Source organism: Brenneria nigrifluens DSM 30175 = ATCC 13028 (assembly GCF_005484965.1).
Lineage (GTDB): Bacteria > Pseudomonadota > Gammaproteobacteria > Enterobacterales > Enterobacteriaceae > Brenneria > Brenneria nigrifluens.
Genome location: NZ_CP034036.1, coordinates 2,713,983 through 2,732,146, shown reverse-complemented (window position 1 = coordinate 2,732,146; position 18,164 = coordinate 2,713,983). Strand labels below are relative to the sequence as shown.

General features: G+C 58.3%; 13 protein-coding genes. 12 read left to right on the top strand and 1 reads right to left on the bottom strand.

The genetic code is table 11. The features are described 5' to 3' along the window. Nucleotides 1-79 precede the first annotated feature (79 nt). The 6 genes from EH206_RS12835 to EH206_RS12810 all read left to right on the top strand — a co-directional run bounded on the left by EH206_RS12835 (nt 80) and on the right by EH206_RS12810 (nt 7,112). Entirely contained in the window at nt 80-2,362 is a 2,283-nt protein-coding gene (locus tag EH206_RS12835; protein ID WP_009113197.1) for a ComEC family protein, read from the top strand. A 37-nt stretch (nt 2,363-2,399) separates the two neighbouring features. Beyond that, on the top strand, nt 2,400-4,148 hold the full coding sequence (msbA, locus tag EH206_RS12830) for a lipid A ABC transporter ATP-binding protein/permease MsbA (RefSeq protein ID WP_040343909.1): 1,749 nt from the start codon (nt 2,400-2,402) through the stop codon (nt 4,146-4,148). Beyond that, entirely contained in the window at nt 4,145-5,134 is a 990-nt protein-coding gene (gene lpxK / locus EH206_RS12825) for a tetraacyldisaccharide 4'-kinase (protein WP_009113195.1), read from the top strand. The genes msbA and lpxK overlap by 4 nt, the downstream gene beginning before the upstream one ends. A 28-nt stretch (nt 5,135-5,162) precedes the next feature. Further along, complete coding sequence (locus tag EH206_RS12820; protein WP_009113194.1) at nt 5,163-5,345, top strand: Trm112 family protein; 183 nt, start codon at nt 5,163-5,165, stop codon at nt 5,343-5,345. Next, on the top strand, nt 5,342-6,094 hold the full coding sequence (gene kdsB / locus EH206_RS12815) for a 3-deoxy-manno-octulosonate cytidylyltransferase (protein ID WP_009113193.1): 753 nt from the start codon (nt 5,342-5,344) through the stop codon (nt 6,092-6,094). The genes EH206_RS12820 and kdsB overlap by 4 nt, the downstream gene beginning before the upstream one ends. A 124-nt stretch (nt 6,095-6,218) precedes the next feature. Further along, nucleotides 6,219-7,112 (top strand): YcbJ family phosphotransferase, encoded by an 894-nt coding sequence (locus EH206_RS12810; RefSeq protein ID WP_009113192.1) that lies wholly within the window; start codon nt 6,219-6,221, stop codon nt 7,110-7,112. A 14-nt stretch (nt 7,113-7,126) separates the two neighbouring features. Here EH206_RS12810 and elyC read toward each other — a convergent pair whose 3' ends face one another. Continuing rightward, on the bottom strand, nt 7,127-7,912 hold the full coding sequence (elyC, locus tag EH206_RS12805; RefSeq protein WP_009113191.1) for an envelope biogenesis factor ElyC: 786 nt from the start codon (nt 7,910-7,912) through the stop codon (nt 7,127-7,129). Between the two features lie 172 nt (nt 7,913-8,084). Here elyC and cmoM point away from each other — a divergent pair, with 172 nt between their 5' ends. The 6 genes from cmoM (at nt 8,085) to mepK (ending at nt 18,134) form a co-directional block, all read left to right on the top strand. Then, a complete protein-coding gene (gene cmoM / locus EH206_RS12800) occupies nt 8,085-8,870 on the top strand; it encodes a tRNA uridine 5-oxyacetic acid(34) methyltransferase CmoM (protein ID WP_009113190.1) in 786 nt (261 codons plus the stop codon). Further along, nucleotides 8,867-10,192 carry a chromosome partition protein MukF gene (gene mukF, locus EH206_RS12795; RefSeq protein ID WP_009113189.1) on the top strand — a complete coding sequence of 442 codons (1,326 nt, stop codon included), beginning with the start codon at nt 8,867-8,869 and terminating at the stop codon, nt 10,190-10,192. Before cmoM ends, mukF begins: the two co-directional genes overlap by 4 nt. Continuing rightward, complete coding sequence (gene mukE / locus EH206_RS12790) at nt 10,173-10,901, top strand: chromosome partition protein MukE (RefSeq protein ID WP_009113188.1); 729 nt, start codon at nt 10,173-10,175, stop codon at nt 10,899-10,901. The genes mukF and mukE overlap by 20 nt, the downstream gene beginning before the upstream one ends. Beyond that, nucleotides 10,898-15,337 (top strand): chromosome partition protein MukB, encoded by a 4,440-nt coding sequence (mukB, locus tag EH206_RS12785; RefSeq protein WP_009113187.1) that lies wholly within the window; start codon nt 10,898-10,900, stop codon nt 15,335-15,337. Before mukE ends, mukB begins: the two co-directional genes overlap by 4 nt. 288 nt (nt 15,338-15,625) lie before the next feature. Then, complete coding sequence (gene ldtD, locus EH206_RS12780) at nt 15,626-17,401, top strand: L,D-transpeptidase (protein ID WP_483995145.1); 1,776 nt, start codon at nt 15,626-15,628, stop codon at nt 17,399-17,401. Between the two features lie 184 nt (nt 17,402-17,585). Then, nucleotides 17,586-18,134: a peptidoglycan L,D-endopeptidase MepK gene (gene mepK, locus EH206_RS12775; RefSeq protein ID WP_009113185.1), complete on the top strand. Its 549-nt coding sequence runs from the start codon at nt 17,586-17,588 to the stop codon at nt 18,132-18,134. Nucleotides 18,135-18,164 lie beyond the last annotated feature (30 nt).

Below are 18,164 nucleotides of genomic sequence, written 5' to 3'. Positions count from 1 at the left end.
CGGATGAATTTTTAACCTGCGCGGCAGGCCGATGATGTAGCAAGATCCCTGCTTCCAGCAATAGCGCCAGGCCGGCGGGATGATGAGCAGACTATCCGTAAGCACCCTCGCGATGGCGGCGATCCTCGGTATTTTGCCCTTGCTGATCCTGCCGCAAATTCCTCCCCGCACCCTGCTATACGGCGCGGGACTCCTGGCGGTGGTGACGGCGCTGAAAAGCCGGGGCTATCCGTGGCGGATAACGGCGATTACGCTTTTCAGCTTTTGCTGGGCGGGGTTGACGGCGCAAACAGTATTGCAACAGATCGAGCAGGCGACCCAGCGTACGATGAGCGCCGTGGTAACCATCACCAGTATCCGCTTCGCCGAATTTGATGAACCGCGGGCGGTGGTGAGAGTGGAAAAAATCAATCAGCGCCGGGTATTTCCGCCGCTTTATGCCCAGGTGACGTTGTCACATAGTATGCGCAACTGGTGCGGCGGCCAGCGCTGGTCGGTCGCCGCCCGTTTTCGTCCGGTGCACAGTCGCCTGAATCAAGGGGGATTCGACAGCCAACGCTGGGCGATAGCGAAACGCCAGCCGTTGGCCGGAAAAATAGTCTCGGCGCAGGCGATAGAGGCCTCCTGCGATCTGCGCCAGCGCATTATTTCCCAGGCGGAGCAACAGGTCATCACGCTGCCGTGGCGCGCAATTTTACTGGCGCTGACTTTTGGAGAAATGAAAACCGTCAGCCCCGAGACAAAAACTACGCTGCAAAAAACCGGCACCATGCATCTGATGGCCATTTCCGGGCTGCATATTGCGCTTGCCGCCTTATTTGGCTGGGGCGCGGCGCGGGGAATGCAATATCTTTTGCCCGCGCGGCGCATTGGTTATCGGTTTCCCTTATTGGTCGGCGGGATGGTGGCGTGGGGATATGTGTGGCTGGCCGGCGGAAATCCGCCGGCGGTCAGAGCCGCATTGGCGCTCAGCGTATGGATTGCGCTGCGCCTGCGCGGCGTACTCTGTTCACCCTGGCAGGTATGGCTGTGGTGCGTGGCGCTTATTCTGGTGGGCGATCCGCTCAGCGTGCTGTCCGACAGCTTCTGGCTCTCCTGCCTGGCGGTGGCGTCGCTGATTTTCTGGTTTCAGTGGGCGCCATTGCCCCGACGGTGCCGGACCGGGTTCGGCTGGCTCTGGCTGCGCTGGCTGCATCTGCAAGCCGGCATCACGCTGCTATTGATGCCGCTGCAACTGAGCATATTTCACGGCGTCAGCCTGACGTCGCTGCCGGCAAATCTGTGGGCGGTGCCAATCGTATCCTTTATCACCACGCCTTTGGTGCTACTGGCGCTGCCGGCGATGTATCTCACCGCGCTGAATTACTGGCTGTGGTGGCTGGCGGATCTGTCGCTGCGAGCGGTATTTATGCCGCTGACCGCCATGGAGGCGGGATGGGTGAATCTGGACGCCACGCTGCTTATCGGCAGCCTGGCCGGATGGCTGAGCGTGGCGATCTGGCGCTTTGCCTGGTGGCGATATTATCCGGCCGGGGTGGTGACGCTGATCGTTCTGCTGGCGGCGTCGCGCCTAAAAACCGACGAACCGAACTGGCGCGTCGATATGCTGGACGTCGGTCACGGGCTGGCGGTGGTGATTGAGCGCAACGGAAAAGCGGTGCTGTACGATACCGGCAACCGCTGGGACGGCGGCGACATGGCGACCAGAGAAATACTGCCTTACCTGCGCTGGCGCGGACTGGCGGCGGAAAAAATCATTCTCAGCCATAGCCATATGGATCATATCGGCGGACTGGCGTCGGCAAAAGCGGCATACCCGCAGGCGGAAATTTACAGTTCGTTCCGCCAGGCGGGGCATCTGCCGTGCCGGCGGGGAGCCGGCTGGCGCTGGCAGGGGCTGACTTTTACCGTACTGTGGCCGCTATCCCAGGTTGAGCAGGCGGAGAATAATGACTCCTGCGTGGTGCGCGTCGATGACGGCAAATACCGCGTTTTACTGACCGGGGATATTGAAGCCGAAGCGGAGCGGGCGCTGATAAAATGGCATAGAAATGAACTGGCTGCGGATTTGTTACAAATTCCCCATCACGGCAGCGGCACTTCCTCCACTGCGCCTTTTATCCGGGCGGTCGCCGCGCCGCGCGCCGCCGCCTCCGTCGCCCGCTATACCCCGTGGCGACTCCCTGCCGCCAGGGTGGTGAAACGCTATCGCCGGCATGGTCATACCTGGTTCGATACGGCGACCTCCGGGCAGTTGAGCGCGCGTTTTTTCAACGATTCATGGCAAATACTGCGTTTTAGAGAGCAAATATCGCCGCGTTGGTATCATCGGTGGTTTGGCGTATGGCGGGATAATGAGTAAAATAGGCGGCTATTTCTTTCTGGCTCAGGTTTATTGCATGCTGAATGATAAAGATCTCTCCACCTGGCAGACGTTTCGTCGCCTATGGCCGATGATCTCTCCTTTTAAAGCGGGGCTGATTGTAGCCGCGATCGCGCTGGTGATTAATGCGGCCGGCGACACCTTAATGCTATCTCTGCTTAAGCCCCTGCTGGATGAAGGATTTGGTAAAGCCGATCGTTCCGTTCTGGTATGGATGCCGCTGGTAGTCATCGGGCTGATGCTGATGCGCGGCGCCTCGGGTTTTGTTTCCAGTTACTGCGTGGCCTGGGTGTCGGGCAAAGTGGTTATGGGCATGCGTCGCCGCTTATTCAGCCATATTATGGGCATGCCGGTGACCTTTTTCGACCAGCAGTCCACCGGAACGCTGTTGTCCCGTATTACCTACGACTCCGAACAGGTCGCTGCCTCGTCGTCGAACGCCTTGATTACCGTGGTCAGGGAAGGGGCATCGATAATCGGCCTCTTTATCCTGATGTTCTATTACAGCTGGCAGTTGTCGCTGATCCTGATTGTGATTGCGCCGATTGTGTCGATGGCTATCCGGCTGGTCTCCAAACGTTTCCGTAATATCAGCAAAAATATGCAGGATACGATGGGGCTGGTGACCACCAGCGCGGAACAGATGTTGAAAGGGCATAAGGAAGTGCTGATTTTCGGCGGTCAGGATGCGGAAGTGCAGCGTTTCAACAAGGTCAGCAACCGCATGCGCCAGCAGGGGATGAAACTGGTCTCCGCCTCCTCCATTTCCGATCCCATCATCCAGTTGATCGCTTCGCTGGCGCTGGCCTTTGTGCTGTATGCCGCCAGTTTCCCCAGCGTGATGGATACCCTGACCGCCGGGACGATTACCGTGGTCTTCTCCTCCATGATTGCGCTGATGCGGCCGTTAAAGTCGCTGACCAACGTCAACGCCCAGTTCCAGCGCGGCATGGCGGCCTGTCAGACGCTGTTCGCCATTCTGGATATGGAGCAGGAAAAAGATACCGGCAAGCTGGAGATAGAGCGGGTCAAGGGGGATCTTGAATTCCGTAACGTGGATTTCGCCTATGCGGGAAGAGAAAATCTGGCGCTGAAAAATGTCAGTCTGCATATTCCGCCCGGTAAAACCGTGGCGCTGGTCGGACGCTCGGGATCGGGCAAATCCACCATTGCCAATCTGATCACCCGCTTTTATGACATTCAATCCGGCGAAATTCTGCTGGACGGGCACGATCTGCGGGAATACAAGTTGTCATCCCTGCGCAACCAGGTGGCGCTGGTGTCGCAGAATGTACACCTGTTCAATGATACCATCGCCAACAATATCGCCTATGCATGCAGCGATCGCTATAGCCGGGAAGAGGTGGAGCGCGCGGCGCAAATGGCCCACGCCATGGATTTCATCAGCAAGATGGAAAACGGCCTGGACACCATGATCGGCGAAAACGGCGTCCTGCTGTCCGGCGGACAGCGTCAGCGCATCGCCATCGCCCGCGCATTGCTGCGCGACTGTCCTATTCTGGTATTGGATGAGGCGACCTCGGCGCTGGATACCGAGTCGGAGCGGGCGATTCAGGCGGCGCTGGATGAGTTGCAGCGCGATCGCACCGCGCTGGTTATCGCCCACCGGCTATCCACCATTGAGAAAGCCGATGAGATTCTGGTGGTTGAAGACGGGCGCATTATCGAGCGTGGCGAACACGCCGCGCTGTTGGAGAAAAACGGCGCCTATTCCCAATTACATAAAATGCAGTTCGGCGAATGATTGATCGCATCTGGTCGGGACGCTCGCCGCTTTACCGGCTGTTAATCCCCTTGTCGCTGCTCTACGGGCTGATCGCTTTTCTGATCCGCCAAAGTTATCGCCGGGGATGGCGTAAAAGCTGGCGAGTGCCGGTGCCGGTGGTGGTGGTGGGAAATCTGACGGCGGGGGGAAACGGCAAAACCCCGGTGGTTATCTGGCTGGTGGAACAGTTACGGCGCAAAGGACTGCGGGCCGGCGTGGTGTCCCGCGGTTACGGCGGCAAAGCGCAGCGCTACCCGCTAGTGGTGGACGATAACGTCACCACCGACCAGGCCGGCGATGAACCGGTGCTGATTTATCAACGCACCGGCGCGCCGGTGGCGGTGGCGCCCAAACGTCGTCTGGCGGTGGAGGCCCTGCTGGCGCGCTATCCGCTGGATGTGATAATAACCGACGACGGCTTGCAACATTATGCGCTGGCCCGCGATATCGAGCTGGTGGTGGTCGACGGCGTGCGGCGCTTTGGCAATGGCTGGTGGCTGCCCGCCGGCCCGATGCGCGAGCGGGAAAGCCGCCTGAGCACGGTGGATGCGGTTATCGTTAATGGCGGCAGTGCGCGGCCCGGCGAGATCGCCATGCGGCTGACGGTCGGGATGGCGGTCAATCTGGTCACAGGGGAAAAACGCCCGGTCAAACAGTTACAGAACGCGGTGGCGATGGCGGGCATCGGCCACCCGCAGCGTTTTTTTGCTACGCTACGTGATGCCGGGGTAACTATTTCGCGCGAGGTGGCGTTTGCCGATCATCAAGGCTACCGGTTGGAGCAACTGCAACCGCTGACCGATGATGAAAGACAACCCTTGCTGATGACGGAAAAGGATGCGGTCAAGTGCCGGGCGTTTGCCCGCCGCAACTGGTGGTATCTGCCGGTGGACGCCACGCTGGCGGAACCGGCGGCCGCACGGCTGCTCGACCGATTGGAGACGTTGCTGGCCAGTCGCCGGTGACAATTAATTTTGTCTTGATGGAGGAAGCATGGATCACCGCTTGCTGGAAATTGTCGCCTGTCCGGTATGTAACGGACGCTTATACTTCAATAAAGAAAAACAGGAACTGATATGCAAGGTTGACGGGCTGGCCTATCCGGTGCGCGACGGCATTCCGGTATTGCTGGATCACGAGGCGCGTACCCTGGGGGCTGACGAGATCACACAATGAATTTCAACGTTATTATCCCGGCTCGCTTTGCTTCCAGCCGCTTGCCGGGTAAGCCGCTGGCGGATATCAACGGTAAGCCGATGGTGGTGCATGTGATGGAGCGTGCGCAGGAGTCGGGGGCCCGGCGGGTTATTGTTGCCACCGATCACCCCGACGTCGAGGCGGTGGTGCGGCAGTCGGGCGGGGAAGTGTGCCTCACCAGCCCGGATCACCATTCCGGCACCGAGCGCCTGGCCGAAGTAATTGAGCGCTATGGCTTTTCCGATGAGGAAATCATTGTCAACGTGCAGGGCGACGAACCGTTGATTCCGCCGGTGATCGTTCGTCAGGTGGCGGAGAATCTGGCTGCCTGCCGGGCCGGCATGGCCACGCTGGCGGTGCCGATTGAAAGCAGCGAGGAGGCGTTCAATCCCAACGCGGTTAAAGTGGTGACGGATGCCGAAGGTTACGCGCTCTATTTTTCCCGCGCGCCGATCCCCTGGGAACGCGAGCGTTTTAGCCGCTCGAAAGAGAGCATCGGCGACCACTTTTTGCGCCACATCGGCATCTACGCCTATCGGGCGGGTTTTGTGCGCCGCTATGTGGGCTGGGCGCCCAGCCAGCTGGAGCAAATCGAACTGCTGGAGCAGCTTCGGGTGTTGTGGTACGGCGAAAAAATCCACGTAGCGGTGGCGAAATCCGTTCCCAGCGTGGGCGTGGATACGCCGGAAGATCTGGCCCGGGTGCGCATCGCGATGGCGGGAGGCTGAAATTGACGGCATCCGCCGAACCGCGGCCGATCTTTCCTATCCTTGATCTATATTGAGGAAATTGTCATGCGCTGACCGCATGATGGCATGCGGAGCGATCCTGCTCTGCCGAGGTTAGCCGTTTATGGAACAGTTGAAAGCTGAATTAAGCACGGTACTGGGGGAAAGCCTGAGCCGGATGGAGTGCGTAAGCGAACAACCCTACGCCCACCTCTATGCGCTGTATGATAAAGAAGGCCATGCCATTCCTCTGCTGGCCAAAGGCTACGTCTGCCAGGGCGTGGCGCAGCAGGAGGCCTACAAGCTTTCCATGCTGGCGCGCGAAGGGGATGTCCGGCTGCCGACGGTATACGGTTTGGTGATTACCCAGCAGGCCCCCTATAAAGAGCTGTTGCTGATCGAGCGCTTGCGCGGGGTTTCCGTCGAGGCGCCTTGCCGCACGGCGCAACGCTGGACGCTGCTGATGGACCAAATCGTGGAGAGCGTACTGGCCTGGCACCGTATCGACAGCCACGGCTGCGTCGGCTCCGTCGACAGCACCCAGGAGAACGACTGGTTTCGCTGGTATCGGCAACGGCTGGAAGTCCTGTGGGCTACCCTGCTTAATGTCAGCGCGCCGCTGTTGACCCAACGGGATCGCAGCCTGCTATACCGTTCCCGTCAGTGCTTACCTGCGTTATTCGATGATTTCAACGATAGCTGCGTGCTGATGCACGGCAATCTCTCGTTACGCAGCATGCTGAAAGATGCGCGCAGCGATCAACTGCTGGCGATGATCAATCCGGGCATGATGCTCTGGGCGCCCAGAGAGTACGAACTGCTGCGCCTGTGCGAATCGGGGATGCCGGAACAGTTGCTTTATCGCTATCTTAATAAGGCGCCGGTTGCCGAGTCGTTTGTTTACCGCCGCTGGCTGTACGTTATCTGGGAAGCGGTCTCGCGCTATATCCATACCGGACAGCTGGATCGCCGGCTGTTTGACACCGCGTCGCGCGAGCTTTCTCCCTGGCTGGAATAGCGTCCCGTCCTGGTTTATCCGGCCGCGTCCGGCGCCGGTTCGCCGCCTTTCAGGCGTTGCCACAGGCGTCCCAATGTTTCGTACCAGGCCCGTTCGCTGTGCGACAGGTAGTAGGCCGACGGAAATACCTTCTCCCACGGATTCAGCGCCGAGGTAATCGCCATCTGATTGGCGGGCGCGGGAATGGGGTTCAGCCCCTGCGCCTGGAAGAAACGCATGGCGCGGGGTAAATGATTCGCCGATGTCACCAGTAAAAACGGCTGTTTGCCGATGATATTTGCGCTACTGGCGGCCTCCTCTTCCGTATCCCGCGGCGTGTCCAGTATCAAAATATCCCCAGCCGGGACGCCCAGGCTTTCGGCCACCAGCGCCGCGGTTTTCGCGCTGCTCACCGGGTTGCCCCGCGCTGCGGCGCCGGTGAAAATCATTTTGGCGCCCGGATTGGCGTGATAAAGCCGCACCCCCTCGGTAACGCGCGGCAGGCTGTTGCCGATAAGGTTGGAACTTGGCGCCCAGTGCGGGTTATAGGTGTATCCTCCGCCCAGCACCACAATATAGTTCGCATGAATGCGTCCCGTCTGCCAGGTCGGATACTGTTTTTCCAATGGCAATAACAGCCGATCGGCGATGGGCTGAACGCTAATTAATACCAGCGTGAGCCAGCTCAGCAGAATCAGCGCCTTGCCGCCGCGCTGCCAGCGCGTAAACCACAACAGCAATAGACCGGCGCCCATCAATAACAGCAGCAGCGGAAGAGGCTGCAACAGGCCGCCAATAAATTTTTTTGCTATGAACAACATAAAATCATCTTCCTTTTGGGTGAAAAAACCGCATCCGGGCAAATATCCTGGGGCAAGACGATTTATTCTAAGCCAGCCTGTGCCAAAATAGCAGTTTGAACAAATCCCGGCGCGCTGGATTGCCACGCCTTTTTCACTCGCCGTAACTATCATGACGCGGAACCTTCGACCAATGCAGGATCGCAATTTTAACGACATTGCTGAAAAGTTCGCCCAGAATATTTATGGCACCACCAAGGGTAAACTGCGACAGGCGGTATTATGGCAGGATCTCAGCGCTCTGCTGGCGCAGCTTCCCGATGGGCCGTTAAACATTCTGGATGCGGGCGGCGGAGAAGGGCAGATGGCCTGTCGCCTGGCCGCTTTAGGACATCAGGTCTTGTTGTGCGATCTGTCAGATGAGATGATTCAACGCGCCAAAGATGCCGCCGCCGCGCAAGGGGTGAGCCACAATATGCGTTTCGTACAGAGCGCCGCGCAGGATATCGGGCGGTATATGTCTCGGCCCGCCGATCTGATATTGTTTCATGCGGTGCTGGAATGGGTGGCGCAACCTCGGCAGGCGCTTGATATATTGTATGATTGTCTGGCGCCGGGCGGCGTGTTATCCCTGATGTTCTATAACCGGCACGGCCTGTTGATGCGTAACATGGTATTGGGTAATTTCGCCTACGTGCAGGCCGGTATGCCGAAGCGTAAACGGCGGTCGCTGTCGCCCGATCATCCGCTGGATCCGCAGCAGGTATATGGCTGGCTTGATGAGATGGGACTCGCCATCCTTGGTAAAACGGGCGTCCGGGTGTTTCATGACTATTTGCAGAATAAGCAGCAACAGAATGATAATTTTGCCGAGATTCTTGAGTTGGAACAGCGTTATTGCCGGCAGGAACCCTTTGTGAGTCTGGGACGTTATATCCATGTCATGGCGCAAAAAAACCATTTGAAGGATGCATTATGAGTGATTTTTCCCAGACTGTACCCGAACTGGTCGCCTGGGCACGAAAAAATGATTTTTCCCTTTCCCTTCCCACCGAGCGTCTGGCTTTTTTGCTGGCGATAGCGACGCTAAACGGTGAGCGCATGGACGGCGAAATGAGCGAAGGCGAACTGGTGGATGCCTTTCGCCACGTCAGTCAGGGATTTGATCAAACCAATGAAACCATCACCGTGCGCGCCAATAATGCGATTAACGATCTGGTGCGCCAGCGGCTGCTCAATCGGTTTATCAGCGAACTGGCGGACGGCAATGCCATCTATCGCCTGACGCCGCTGGGCATCGGCATTACGGATTACTATATTCGCCAGCGCGAGTTCTCGACGCTGCGTCTTTCCATGCAGCTCTCTATTGTGGCCCAGGAGCTGAAGCGTGCGGCGGACGCGGCGGAAGAGGGCGGCGACGAGTTTCACTGGCACCGCAACGTCTTTGTGCCGCTGAAATATTCGGTGGCGGAAATTTTCGACAGCATCGATCTATCCCAGCGGGTGATGGATGAACAGCAGCAGGGCGTGAAAGACGATATCGCCGCCCTGCTGAATCAGGATTGGCGTGCGGCGATCGTCAGCTGCGAACAGCTGTTGACCGAAACCTCGGACACCCTGCGCGAATTGCAGGATACGCTGGAGGCCGCCGGCGACAAACTGCAGGCCAGCCTGCTGAGTATTCAGGATGCGATTCTGCATAACCCCCACAATCTGGAAGTCGTCGATAAGCTGGTATTCGATCTGCAAAGCAAACTCGACCGCATTGTCAGTTGGGGCCAGCAAACCATCGATTTATGGATCGGCTACGATCGCCATGTGCATAAATTTATCCGTACCGCCATTGATATGGATAAAAACCGCGTCTTTTCACAACGGCTGCGCCAGTCGGTGCAAAGCTATTTTGACAGTCCCTGGGCATTGACCTTCGCCAACGCCGATCGCTTGCTGGATATGCGCGATGAGGAGCTGGCGCTGCGCAGCGACGAGGTTACCGGGGAGCTGCCGCCGGAACTTGAATATGAAGAGTTCAGCGAGATGCGCGAGCAGCTGATAGCGGTGGTGGAACAGGCGCTGCATAGATACAAAGAGCAACGAATACCGCTGAATCTGGGCGAGGTGATGCGCGACTATCTGGCGCAGTATCCTCGCTCCCGGCACTTTGACGTTGCCCGAATCGTGGTCGACCAGGCGGTCCGTCTGGGTGTGGCCGAATCAGATTTCACCGGATTGCCTGCGCTATGGCAGGTAATCAATGATTACGGAGCCAAGGTACAGGCCCATGTCATCGACAAATATTGAACAAATCATGCCAGTCAGGCTGGCGACCGCGCTGTCGAATACGTTATTTCCCGCGCTGGACAGCCAACTGCGCGCGGGCCGTCATATCGGCATGGAAGAGCTGGAAAATCACGCCTTTCTGATGGATTTTCAACAACAGTTGGAGGAGTTTTACAGCCGCTACAACGTGGAGCTGATCCGGGCGCCGGAGGGTTTTTTCTACCTGCGCCCGCGCTCCACCACGCTGATCCCCCGTTCGGTTTTGTCCGAGCTGGATATGATGGTGGGGAAAATTCTCTGCTATCTGTACCTCAGCCCGGAGCGCCTTGCCCATGAAGGCATCTTCAGCCAGCAGGAGCTGTACGAAGAGTTGCTCAGCCTGGCGGATGAAAACAAACTGCTGAAGCTGGTTAACCAGCGTTCGACCGGTTCCGATCTGGACCGGCAGAAGCTGCAGGAAAAAGTGCGCACCTCGCTCAACCGGCTGCGTCGCCTGGGAATGATTTACTTTATGGGCAGCGACAGCAGCAAATTTCGTATTACCGAAGCCGTATTCCGCTTCGGCGCCGACGTGCGCAGCGGCGACGATGCCCGCGAAGCGCAGTTGCGGATGATTCGCGACGGCGAGGCGATACCCGTTGAAGGCGGCCTGTCGCTGAAGGATGAAAGTGATGAAAACGATCGCACCGACGATACCCCGCCAGAGAGTGCTGAGGATGAACAGGAATGATTGAACGTGGTAAATTTCGCTCGCTGACGCTGGTTAACTGGAATGGTTTTTTCGCCCGCACCTTCGATCTGGATGAGCTGGTCACCACCTTATCCGGCGGCAACGGCGCCGGTAAATCCACCACCATGGCGGCATTTATTACGGCGCTGATCCCCGATCTGACGCTGCTGCATTTCCGCAACACCACCGAGGCCGGGGCCACCAGCGGTTCACGGGATAAAGGCCTGCACGGCAAGCTGCGCGCCGGGGTGTGCTACTCCACCCTTGACGTGGTCAATTCCCGCCATCAGCGCGTGCTGGTGGGCGTTCGCCTGCAACAGGTCGCCGGGCGCGACCGCAAGGTGGATATCAAACCCTTCACCATCCAGGGGCTGCCCGCCGCCATTCAGCCGACGCAGCTTCTCACTCAGACGGTGGGCGAGCGTCAGGCCCGCGTGCTTTCGCTGGCGGAATTGAAAGAGCGGGTGGAGGAGATGGAAGGGGTGCAGTTTAAACAGTTCAACTCCATCACCGACTACCATTCGCTGATGTTTGATCTGGGCGTGGTTCCGCGCCGGCTGCGTTCGTCGGCCGATCGCAGCAAGTTCTACCGGCTGATTGAAGCGTCGCTGTATGGCGGCATCTCCAGCGCCATTACCCGCTCGCTGCGGGATTATCTGCTGCCGGAAAACAGCGGGGTACGCAAAGCTTTCCAGGATATGGAAGCGGCGCTGCGTGAGAACCGCATGACGCTGGAGGCGATTCGCGTCACCCAGTCCGATCGCGATCTGTTCAAGCATTTGATCTCCGAAGCCACTTCTTATGTGGCGGCGGACTATATGCGCCATGCCAACGAGCGGCGTATTCATCTGGATAGCGCGCTAGAGCTGCGCCGCGAGCTGTTCGGCGGCCGCAAGCAGCTGTCCGGCGAGCAATATCGTCATGTGGAAATGGCGCGCGAGCTGGAAGAGCAAAGCGGCGCGGAAGGGGATCTGGAGACGGATTACCAGGCCGCCAGCGACCACCTGAACCTGGTGCAGACGGCCATGCGCCAGCAGGAAAAAATCGAGCGCTACAACGCCGATCTGGAAGAGCTGAGCTATCGGCTCGAAGAGCAGAACGAGGTCGTTGAAGAGGCGCGCGAGCAGCAGGCGGAAAACGAAGCGCGGGCCGACGCCGCGGAGCTGGAAGTGGATGAGCTGAAAAGCCAGCTGGCCGACTACCAGCAGGCGCTGGACGTTCAACAAACCCGCTCCATTCAGTATCAGCAGGCGCAGCAGGCCCTGGAGCGCGCCCGGACGTTATGCCAGTTGCCGGATCTGACCGCCGACAACGCCCAAGAGTGGCTGGAAAGCTATCAGGCCAAAGCCCAGGAAACCACCGACGTTCTGCTGATGCTGGAGCAAAAGCTGAGCGTCGCCGACGCGGCCCACGGCCAGTTTGAGCAAGCCTATCAGCTGGTGACGCGCATTGCCGGCGCGGTCAGCCGCGGCGACGCCTGGCAGGCGGCGCGCGATCTGCTGCGCGACAGTTCGTCGCAGCGCTACCAGGCCGAGCGGGTGCAGCCGCTGCGTATGCGCCTGGCGGAAGTGGAGCAACGCCTGCGCGAACAGCAGGATGCCGAGCGGTTGTTACAGGATTTCTGCAAGCGCAGCGGAAAGGATTATCAGCCGGAAGATCTGGAGTCGCTGCAGCAGGAGCTTGAGGCGCGCATCGAGTCGCTCTCGGCGCTGGTGGCGGAGGCCGGAGAACGCCGTATGGCGCTGCGTCAGGAACTGGAGCAGGTTCAGCGGCGTATTCAGCAATTGACGGCGCGCGCGCCGGTCTGGCTGACGGCGCAGGAAGCGCTGACGCAGTTGAGCGAGCAGAGCGGCGAAACCTTTGCAGACAGTCGGCAGATTACGGAATATATGCAGCAACTGCTGGAGCGCGAGCGGGAAACCACGGTTGAGCGTGACGACCTCGCCGCCCGCAAACGGCATATTGAAGCGCAGATTGAGCGCCTCAGCCAGCCCGGCGGTTCGGAAGACCCGCGGCTGAATGCGCTGGCGGAGCGTTTTGGCGGCGTATTGCTGTCGGAAATCTATGATGACGTAACGCTGGATGACGCGCCTTACTTCTCGGCGCTGTACGGTCCTTCCCGTCATGGAATCGTGGTCGCCGATCTTTCTCTGGTGCGCGAACAGCTGGCGGGGCTGGAGGATTGCCCCGAAGATCTCTATCTGATTGAGGGCGACCCGCAGTCGTTCGACGACAGCGTGTTCGCCGTCGAGGAGCTGGAAAAGGCGGTGGTGGTTAAAGTCGCCGATCGCCAGTGGCGCTACTCGCGTTTCCCGGAAGTGCCGTTGTTCGGCCGCGCCGCGCGAGAGGCGCGCCTCGAAGCCCTGCGCGACGAACGTGAAACCCTGGCGGAGCACTACGCCACGCTGTCGTTCGACGTGCAGAAAACGCAGCGCCTGCACCAGTCTTTCAGCCGCTTTATCGGCACCCATCTGGCGGTGGCGTTTGATGAAGATCCCGAAGCGGAAATTCGCGCCTTGCATGCGCGACGCGGCGAGCTGGAACGGGCGATCGTTAATTTTGATGGCGAAAACCAGCAGCAGCGCCAGCAGTACGAACAGGCCAAAGAGGGCAGCGCCCAGCTTAACAAACTGATCCCGCGTATCAGCCTGTTATGCGACGACAGCCTGCAGGATCGCGGCGAAGAAATTCGGGCGGAACTGGAAGAGGCCGAAGAGTCGGTGCGTTTTATCCGGCAGCATGGCGCCACGCTGGCAAAACTGGAGCCGCTGGCGGCGGTGCTGCAAAACGATCCGCAGCAGCATGAGCAGCTACAGGAGGATTATACCCAGGCGCAAAACGCCCAGCGTCAGGCCCAGCAGCAGGCGTTCGCCTTGACCGAGGTGGTGCAGCGCCGCGCGCACTTCAGCTATACCGACGCCGCCGGCATGCTGGGAGAAAACGCCGATCTTAACGACAGGCTGCGCCATCGTCTGGAACAGGCGGAAGCCGAGCGGAGCAAGGCGCGTGAACAGCTGCGCCAGCATCAGGCGCAGCTAACGCAGTTCAGCCAGGTTCAGGCTTCGCTGAAAAGCGCCTATGACGCCAAGCTCGATATGCTGAAGGAGCTGACGCAGGAGTTGCAGGATATCGGCGTGCGCGCCGATGCGGATGCCGAATCCCGCGCCCGCCAGCGCCGTGATGAACTGCATGCGGCGTTAAGCGCCAACCGTGCGCGCCGCAACCAACTGGAAAAACAGCTTACCTTCTGCGAAGCGGAAATGGACGGCCTGCAGAAAAAACTGCGCAAGCTGGAACGGGATTACCACCAGATGCGCGAGCAGGTGGTTACCGCTAAAGCGGGCTGGTGCGCGGTGATGCGACTGGTGAAGGATAACGGCGTCGAGCGGCGTCTGCACCGCCGCGAGCTGGCCTATATGGACGGCGACGAACTGCGATCCATGTCGGATAAGGCGCTGGGGGCGCTGCGTCTGGCGGTGGCGGATAACGAACACCTGCGCGACGTGCTGCGGCTTTCCGAAGATCCCAAGCGCCCGGAGCGTAAGATTCAGTTCTACATCGCCGTCTATCAGCATCTGCGCGAACGTATCCGCCAGGATATCATTCGCACCGACGACCCGGTGGAGGCCATCGAGCAGATGGAGATCGAGCTGAACCGACTGACCGAAGAGCTGACCGCCCGCGAGCAGACGCTGGCCATCAGTTCGCGCAGCGTGGCGAATATTATTCGCAAAACCATTCAGCGCGAACAAAACCGCATTCGGATGCTCAACCAGGGGCTGCAATCCGTGGCTTTCGGACAGGTGAAAAGCGTGCGGCTCAATGTGAATGTGCGCGAGACCCATACCACCTTGCTTAACGTACTGTCCGAGCAGCAGGAAGTGCATCAGGATCTGTTTAACAGTAACCGGCTGACCTTCTCCGAGGCGTTGGCGAAACTGTATCAGCGGCTGAACCCCGAAATCGATATGGGGCAGCGCACGCCGCAAACCATCGGCGAGGAGCTGCTGGACTACCGCAACTATCTGGAGATGGAAGTGGAGGTCAACCGCGGTGCGGACGGCTGGCTGCGGGCCGAAAGCGGCGCCTTGTCCACCGGGGAGGCGATCGGCACCGGCATGTCGATTCTGGTGATGGTGGTCCAGAGCTGGGAAGAGGAGTCGAAGCGTCTGCGCGGCAAGGATATATCCCCCTGCCGCCTGCTGTTCCTCGATGAAGCCGCCCGTCTGGACGCCAAATCCATCGCCACGCTGTTCGAACTGTGCGACCGGCTGGAAATGCAGTTGATCATCGCCGCGCCGGAAAATATCAGCCCGGAAAAAGGAACCACCTATAAACTGGTGCGCAAGGTTTATCAGAACAACGAGCATGTTCACGTGGTCGGGCTGCGGGGCTTTGCGGGAAGCGACGCCGAGCATCAGTCTCCGGTCTCCTAGCCTTTACCAATAGGTTGTTTACTATGTAAAGCCGCTTTTTAAAGCGGCTTTAGTTTTTACCGCGGCGGATGATTAATGAATCGCTCGTCAGGCCGGTAAAATAATCGTGTGGCAAGGGAAGCAAAAATATTTTTCTCTTTATATACTGACGGTAACACCGATGAAATAGGTCAGTCCGGCAAGGCAAATATCAATACATAAAAGCACAATTATTTTTCTCTGCAATATTTAAGCTGGGTTATTTTATTTTTGCCAACAAAAGGCGTGTTGTGGAAGGCATTGTGGTTAATGGGTACAGGGGATGAACGGATGTTGTTAGATAAACGAAAAACGCAGAGGCTGCTGTGGAGTGCTGGTTGTATTTGGGTATGTAGCCTGTCACCTTCGTTTTCGGCGCTGGCGGCATCACCCGGGGTATTGCCGGGCGAATCCCAGCCTGCGGAATACGTTGCCGTGGAAAACAGCAGAGCGACCTTGCTGGCCGCATTGCCCAAAGGCGTGACGCTGCACTATCTTGCCGATCTGTCATCATTATATGCTCGGCATTACATGCAGCCGATGTGGACGGACGCTCAGGCGGTGCGGCAGTTGCAACAGCAATTGGCCGAACTGGCGATTGCCGGCGTACAGCCGCAGTTTACCCAATGGGTCACCTGGCTTACCGATCCGCAGGTAACGGGGTTGGCGCGCGATATTCTGTTATCCGATGCCATGCTGGGCTATTTGCAGTTTGTTTCCGGCGTCGAGCGCAATGGCAACAGCTGGTTGTACGGTAATGTGCCTTACCGTTTGCAGTCGCCCGCCGCCAACGTGGTCGGCCAGTGGCAACAGGCTGTGAGGTCGGGCGGTAGCGCCGCCTATGTCGCATCACTGGCGCCGCGGCATTCGCAGTATGCCAAAATGCATCAGGCCCTGAAGGCGATGCTGGCGGATAACCGTCCCTGGCCGACATTGAATTTGTCGGAAAGTTTACGTCCGGGGCAGTCGAGCCAGGCCATTCCGGTGCTGCGTGAAATTCTGCTGCGCAGCGGGATGCTGGAGCCGAGCGGGAATATCACGCTGTTTAATGAACCGGCGGCGACCACCGTTTCTCCGGCGGCGGTCGGCCAACTAGAGGATGATCGGCTGGATGAGGATAGGTTCTCTGCCGCTGAAAATCTTTACAGCGATGAGTTAGTAGCCGCGGTAAAACGTTTCCAGCAATGGCAGGGACTGGCGGGTGACGGCGTGATTGGCAAACGCACCCGCGACTGGCTGAATGTCTCGCCGCAGGTGCGCGCCACGCTGTTGGCGCTGAATATCCAGCGTCTGCGTTTGCTGCCGGACAATGTTCATACCGGAATTATGGTCAACATTCCTGATTACTCGCTGATTTATTATCAGGATGGCGCGCAAAGGCTGTCGTCGCGGGTTATCGTCGGTCAGCCGAAGCGCAAGACGCCGCTGATGAGCAGCTCGCTGTATAATGTGGTGGTCAATCCGCCATGGAATGTGCCTACCACGCTGACGCGGCAGGATATTATTCCCAAGGTTATTCAGGACCCGGGGTATCTGCAGCGCCACGGATACACCATTCTGGCGGACTGGAGTCAGGATGCGCAAGCCATCGACCCGCTGATGATTGATTGGTCGATGGTCTCGCCAGGCCGTTTTCCCTATCGCCTGCGTCAGGCTCCTGGGGCCAATAACTCGCTGGGGCGTTATAAGTTCAATATGCCCAATTCTGAAGCGATCTATCTGCATGACACGCCGAATCATAATCTGTTTCAGCGGGATATCCGCGCGTTGAGTTCCGGCTGCGTTCGCGTCAATAAAGCTTCCGAACTTGCCGGCATGTTATTGCAGGATACCGGCTGGAATAATCAACGCATCTCTTCAACGCTGGAGCAGGGCAATACCACCTATGTGCCGATGAAGCAGCGCATCCCGGTAAGTCTTTATTATTTAACCGCATGGGTGGCGGATGACGGCAGGCCGCAGTTCCGCACTGATATTTACAATTATGACGACAGGGCGCGTTCGGGGGCGCAGATTCTGCCCAAAGCCGGGCTGTTGTTGCAATAAGTATCGAAAATTTCGGGATTTAACAAAACAGGCCGGGAATCCGCCATGGGGGAATCATTGCGATCCCCCGCAAACCCTTGAATAAAGCGGGTTGACTCACTTTTCATAGGCGGTTAAGGTGCAAGACGGTGCGTTTGGCGCGCCTCCGTTTACACCGTTCTTTTAGCCTGGGGTAATCCGCTCTATGGAAGACATCGACAATCATCGCCGTAAATGGCTTGCGCTGGGTGGTGCGGCATTAGGTATTGCGCTCCTTCCCGGTCAGGCGATGGCGACCTTATCTACGCCCCGACCACGAATTTTGACGCTTAATAATCTTAATACCGGAGAACGCCTCAAAACCGAATTTTTTGACGGCAGGCGGTATAATAAAGAAGAGTTATCGCGGTTGAACCATTTTTTCCGTGATTACCGGGCGAACAAAGTCAAAACCATCGACCCGCAGCTTTTTGACCAGCTTTATCGCCTGCAGGTTATGCTGGAAACCAATAAACCGGTACAGCTGATTTCCGGCTATCGCGCCCTCGATACCAATAATGAGCTGCGCGCGCATCGTAAAGGCGTGGCGAAGCGAAGCTACCATACCAAAGGACAGGCGATGGACTTCCATATCGAAGGCGTCCAGCTTGCCAACCTGCGTAAAGCGGCGATGAAAATGCGCGCCGGCGGCGTCGGATATTACCCGCGCAGTAACTTTGTCCATATCGATACTGGTCCGGTGCGCACCTGGTAAACGGGCTGGCTGTTATATATGTTGTTTGGA